Genomic DNA, 4,325 nt, shown 5'->3' on the forward strand with positions numbered 1-4,325 from the left:
GCGCGTCCTCGACGGACTCGGCGCGGTCGACCGCCCGTTCCAGCGCCGCTCCGAGGGCGTCGAGATCGGCGTCGTCCGCTGCCCTGTCCCAGACGGCCCGCCACCCTTCCGGGGTGTCCGTCGACAGCAGGTCGGCCAGTTCCGGTTGGCCGCCGCGGGAGCCACCGCCGTCCCGAACCAGCGACACGAGCGTCCCCTCCGATGGAGATGTCCGTGTCGAGCACCGCTCGGTCGCCGCTCCACGGCGGGTTCGGCTCGGCGACCTGCACCCGGTAGCGGTCGCCGGTTTCGACGCGGTCGTCGGCGTTCGAAAAGGGGAGGTAGCCGGTCGCGTCCCCGAGGTCGACGAGCGCACCGCCGCCTCTCGTCTCGGTGACGCGGCCGTCGGCGATCAGTCCCCGCGGGGCCGGGTCGCGCCACGCCAGCGTGTCGATGCCCGTCCCCGTCAGCACGTCCAGCACGGGGTCCAGCGTGCCGGCGACGCCGACGCCTTGGCGGTCGTCGGTCGTCCACACCTCGGCGTCGGCGGGCGCGACCGGGAACGTCGCGTCGAAGCGGTCGCGGATTGGTTCGGAGGCGTCGACGACGGCCGTCCCCTCGCGCTCGTGGAACCGCCGCGTCAGCGCCGTCGTGTAGATACCGCGACACCGGACGGTCGTCTCGCTCATAGGTCCTCGGGCTCGGCGGCGAACCGGACGCGGTCGTCGACGGTCGGGCCGAGCGTCAGTTCCACGCGGCCGTCCGCGAGGACGCGCCCGCCCTCGACGGGGACGCCCCACGAGTCAAAGCGGAGATATCCCCGGATGTCGGCGGCGTGGGTGAACAGGTCACAGTACTCGACGGTGTGTTCGTGGACATCGTCGGCGCTGTGGGCGCGGTCCATATCCGAGTAGACGGTGTCGCGGCCGTCGAAGAAGGATTCGAGGTCGGACGCGGCCTGCCGGGTCGCGGCGACGACGTCCTCGGAGACCGACTCTATCTCGTCGGTCGAGAGGCCGGCCGCCCGGAGCGCCCGCTGTGTCCGCTGGTCGAAGTGCATACGCACGCGTTCGCGGGCCGGCGGTGAAAACGCCCCGGTTACAGCGCGTTGAGGATCAGGACGAGGGCCCCGAGCAGCGCGCCGGAGGCGACCACCGTCTTGGGGTCGATCTTGATCGCGTTGCGGTCCTCGGCGTCGAAGTACCGGACGAGGCCGGCAGAGGACATCAGACCGCCGCTGTCGCTTGAACTCATATCTCTACGTTGGGACGCCACGCAGGGTAAGTGTTACGACCCGCCGTTTCCGGTAGTGGAAACGCTTATCCGACCCGATTGGCAACTACTGCTGCACGCATGACTGTCACCCTCAAGGACTTCTACGCCGACTGGTGTGGGCCCTGCAAGACTCAAGATCCGATCCTAGAGGACTTAGAGGCCGAATACGGCGACGTCGAGTTCGAGAAGATCGACGTCGACGCCGAACAGGATATCGCCAACGAGTATCAGGTCCGCTCGCTCCCGACGCTCGTCGTCGAGAACGATGACGGCATCGTCGAGCGGTTCATCGGCGTCACACAGGCCGAAGAGATCGAACAGGCGCTGCAAGAAGCCGGCGCGTAGCTCGTTTTCCCTGCTCTCGTCGTTCTCGCACGCGACGCGACGACACTCAGTCACTCGCTCGGAACGACGGCCCCGTCACTCGAAGCGGACGCCGAGGTCGTGGAGGCCGTCGTTGTGCTGTGCGACGTTGATCAAAAGCGGCGTCAGCCCCTCTATCTCGGCGGCGTTGTCTAGGCCGCGGCCGCAAGCGCCCGCAGCCCCTCGATGCCTTCCGCGACGTCGACGACCGTCGAGACGGCGTCCTCGTCGTCGCCGACAACCAGCGTGTCGATGCCGAGGTCGGCGTCGAGATTGGCCAGTCGCCCGGCCGGGAGGTTGTGGAACGCGCCGACGACCGGCGTCCCCTCGGGGGCCGCCCCCGCCGCTAGCGCGGTGACGCTCCCGGCGCCGGGTCGGTTGTAGTGGAACCCGCTCTCGTCGCGTTTCATCCCGACGGCGGGCGTGACCAGTATCGTCTCCTCGTCTAGGCTCTCGGCGACGGCCTCGACGGTGTCGGTCAGGTGGTAGGCCGGCACGGCCGCGACGACCACGTCGGCCGCGGCGGCCGCGCTGGCGTTGTCGGTCCCGCGGATGGTCGTTTCGGTCCCGCGGCTGTCGAGTTCGGCCGCGTACTCCTCGGCTTTGTTCTCGGCCTTCTGTGCCTCGCGTGAGCCGATCACGATGTCGTGGGTCGTGTCGTAGGCCCACCGCAGGGCCAGCCCCTCGCCGACGTCGCCGGTCCCGCCCAGCAGTGCGATGTCCATACTGGTGGGTTCGGCGAGAGCCGAATAAGCGTTGTGCGATCAGAGTTCGACGCCGAGCCGCGGCGCGACCCACGTCACGACCGTCCGTGCGCCGCCGAAGAAACACACCCACGCGGTCCCCGCGAACGCGACGGCACTCGCCAACAGCTGTACGACTGTCGTGACCGTCCCGCCGCCCAGAAGGATGCCGACCGGTCCCGCGAGGACGACGACGCCGACGAACAGCGAGCCGAAAAACAGCGCGAACCCGACGGTGGGGCCGAGCGACGCCCACGCCTCGTGTCGCCGCCAGCGGAGCGCGGCGACGGCGACGAACCCGACGAGGCTCACGACCGCGGTGAACCCGACTGGCGACAGCGCCGCCGGCCGCCTGACGACGGCCGTGACGACGAGGCCGGTCATCGCCCCGAGGCCGAACGACTGCACCGCCGCCGTCACCCTGCTGGGGGGCATCTACGACAACAGCGCCGGCAGGTCGGCCACGCTGTCCAGTACCGCCGCCGCCCCCGCGCGTTCGAACTTCTCGCGGCCGCGCTCCCCCGGAGAGCCCGCCCGTCAGGACGCCGACGCCGTGGTAGGTCCGGGCGGGGTCGTCCTCGCCGGCGTCGACAGCCGTCCGGATGTCGTCGAGCGTGTCGCCGACGAAGACGACCGAGTCGCCGCCGGCGCGTTCGGAAAGCGCCACCAGCCCCGCCGGGTCGGGCTTGCCCGGCAGGTCGTCGTCCATCGTGATCCGGCGCTCGTCGGGCACCGACAGGCCGACGCGACCGAGGGCGATGTCGGCCTCGGCGGCGGGGCGCCCGGTTAGAATCGCTATCTCGTAGGTTTCCGTCAGCGCCTCGCGGGTGTCGGCGTCGAGCAACACCGGTTCGTCGTGGATGTACCCCTCGGTGTGGAGCTCCGGCGTCCCGCCCTCCAACTCGCGGTAGAGGTCGGCCCCGAGGTACAACTGCTGGAACACCGTCCGGAGGCGGTCGCGGTCCCAGACGCCGAGGATTCGCTCGCGCTCGGCCGGGTCGAGTTCGTCGTCGACGACCGACCGGGCGGCCACCAGTCCGCCCCCGGACTCGGCGATGCGGTCGGTGAACGTCTCGATGCTCAGCGGGAACCCCTCGCGGCCGGCGAGGACGTACAGCGCGACGGCGTCGGTGACCTCCCAGTCGTTGTTGAAGCCGCCGGCGTCCTTGAACTGCTGGATGGCCGGGCGCGCGATGGTCTCGCCGTACACCCGCTCGACGGACTCGACTATCGCCCGTCGGTAGGAGTCGGCCACGTCCACCAGCACCCCGTCGATGTCCAGAACCACTGTGTCCGCGTCCATACCGGTCCCCACGGTGGCCTCATTGAAGCCGGTTCCGGCCCTGTCGGGATTTTTATGGTCGTCCCTACCATACGGGAGCGCATGCACGTCGACATCGTGCCGGTCGGCGACCTCCCCGCCGTGGTCAAACGCGAAGCCTCGGCCGGCCTTCGGTCCGTCTACGACTGTGACGTGACGGTCCACGACGCCGAACCCATCCCGACCGGCGCGTACGACTCCGGCCGCGACCAGTACCGCGCCGAGGAGTTCATCGAGCTCGCCAGCCGGATCGGCTCCGGCGAGAAGAACATCGCTATCACCCCCAAGGACCTGTTCTACCGCCGGCGGAACTACGTCTTCGGCCTCGCCTATCTGGACGGCAACGGCTCTGTCATCTCGACGTACCGCCTACAGACCTCCTCGGACGGCGGCATCAGCTCCCGTGATTCGGGCGAGGTGTTCGCCGAACGCGTCCGCAAAGAGGTTGTCCACGAGATCGGCCACACCCTCGGGCTGGAACACTGTGACAACAAGCGCTGCGTGATGAACTTCTCGCCGACGGTCCGTGAGGTCGACGTCAAAGAGCAGAACCTCTGTGGGACGTGCAATCGGCAAGTACTCTAACACCCACTTTTTCCGTCCGAGGGGGTCGCTGGCGCGACCCCCTCGCGCAAAAACTTGGG

Annotated in this window: 5 protein-coding genes and 3 pseudogenes; 2 read left to right on the forward strand and 6 right to left on the reverse strand. The window is 69.2% G+C overall.

The genetic code is table 11. The features are described from left to right. The 3 genes and pseudogenes from GJ629_RS14650 to GJ629_RS14660 form a co-directional block, all read right to left on the reverse strand. A pseudogene (locus GJ629_RS14650) lies at positions 1-668 on the reverse strand (hypothetical protein); the annotation flags it as partial. Then, a complete protein-coding gene (locus tag GJ629_RS14655) occupies positions 665-1,039 on the reverse strand; it encodes a hypothetical protein (protein ID WP_157513689.1) in 375 nt (124 codons plus the stop codon). The gene GJ629_RS14655 and the pseudogene GJ629_RS14650, both read right to left, overlap by 4 nt. Positions 1,040-1,077: 38 nt before the next feature. Next, positions 1,078-1,233, reverse strand: a complete 156-nt coding sequence (locus GJ629_RS14660; RefSeq protein ID WP_157513690.1) for a preprotein translocase subunit Sec61beta — start codon at positions 1,231-1,233, stop codon at positions 1,078-1,080. Between the two features lie 99 nt (positions 1,234-1,332). Here GJ629_RS14660 and GJ629_RS14665 point away from each other — a divergent pair, with 99 nt between their 5' ends. Beyond that, entirely contained in the window at positions 1,333-1,599 is a 267-nt protein-coding gene (locus GJ629_RS14665) for a co-chaperone YbbN (protein ID WP_157513691.1), read from the forward strand. A gap of 75 nt (positions 1,600-1,674) precedes the next feature. Here the strand turns inward: GJ629_RS14665 and npdG are convergent. From npdG to GJ629_RS14680, 3 genes and pseudogenes are all read right to left on the reverse strand, one after another. Next, positions 1,675-2,342 (reverse strand): annotated as a pseudogene (gene npdG, locus GJ629_RS14670) (NADPH-dependent F420 reductase). A gap of 39 nt (positions 2,343-2,381) precedes the next feature. Then, the gene (locus GJ629_RS14675) at positions 2,382-2,795 is read right to left on the reverse strand and encodes a hypothetical protein (RefSeq protein ID WP_157513692.1); all 414 of its coding nucleotides are present in this window, start codon (positions 2,793-2,795) and stop codon (positions 2,382-2,384) included. After that, positions 2,796-3,663 (reverse strand): annotated as a pseudogene (locus GJ629_RS14680) (TIGR01548 family HAD-type hydrolase). 81 nt (positions 3,664-3,744) lie between these two features. On the opposite strand from GJ629_RS14680, the gene GJ629_RS14685 reads away from it, so the two are divergent. Next, the gene (locus tag GJ629_RS14685) at positions 3,745-4,266 is read left to right on the forward strand and encodes an archaemetzincin family Zn-dependent metalloprotease (protein WP_157513693.1); all 522 of its coding nucleotides are present in this window, start codon (positions 3,745-3,747) and stop codon (positions 4,264-4,266) included. Positions 4,267-4,325: the final 59 nt, after the last annotated feature.

Origin of the sequence: Halapricum sp. CBA1109, from assembly GCF_009741825.1 — an archaeon.
Classification (GTDB): Archaea; Halobacteriota; Halobacteria; order Halobacteriales; family Haloarculaceae; genus Halapricum.

What these genes read in the sequence shown, in the direction of transcription:
- GJ629_RS14655 (WP_157513689.1), bottom strand. Translation starts at nt 1,039, where the DNA reads ATGCACTTCGACCAGCGGACACAGCGGGCGCTCCGGGCGGCCGGCCTC.
- GJ629_RS14660 (WP_157513690.1), bottom strand. Translation starts at nt 1,233, where the DNA reads ATGAGTTCAAGCGACAGCGGCGGTCTGATGTCCTCTGCCGGCCTCGTC.
- GJ629_RS14665 (WP_157513691.1), top strand. Translation starts at nt 1,333, where the DNA reads ATGACTGTCACCCTCAAGGACTTCTACGCCGACTGGTGTGGGCCCTGC.
- GJ629_RS14675 (WP_157513692.1), bottom strand. Translation starts at nt 2,795, where the DNA reads ATGCCCCCCAGCAGGGTGACGGCGGCGGTGCAGTCGTTCGGCCTCGGG.
- GJ629_RS14685 (WP_157513693.1), top strand. Translation starts at nt 3,745, where the DNA reads ATGCACGTCGACATCGTGCCGGTCGGCGACCTCCCCGCCGTGGTCAAA.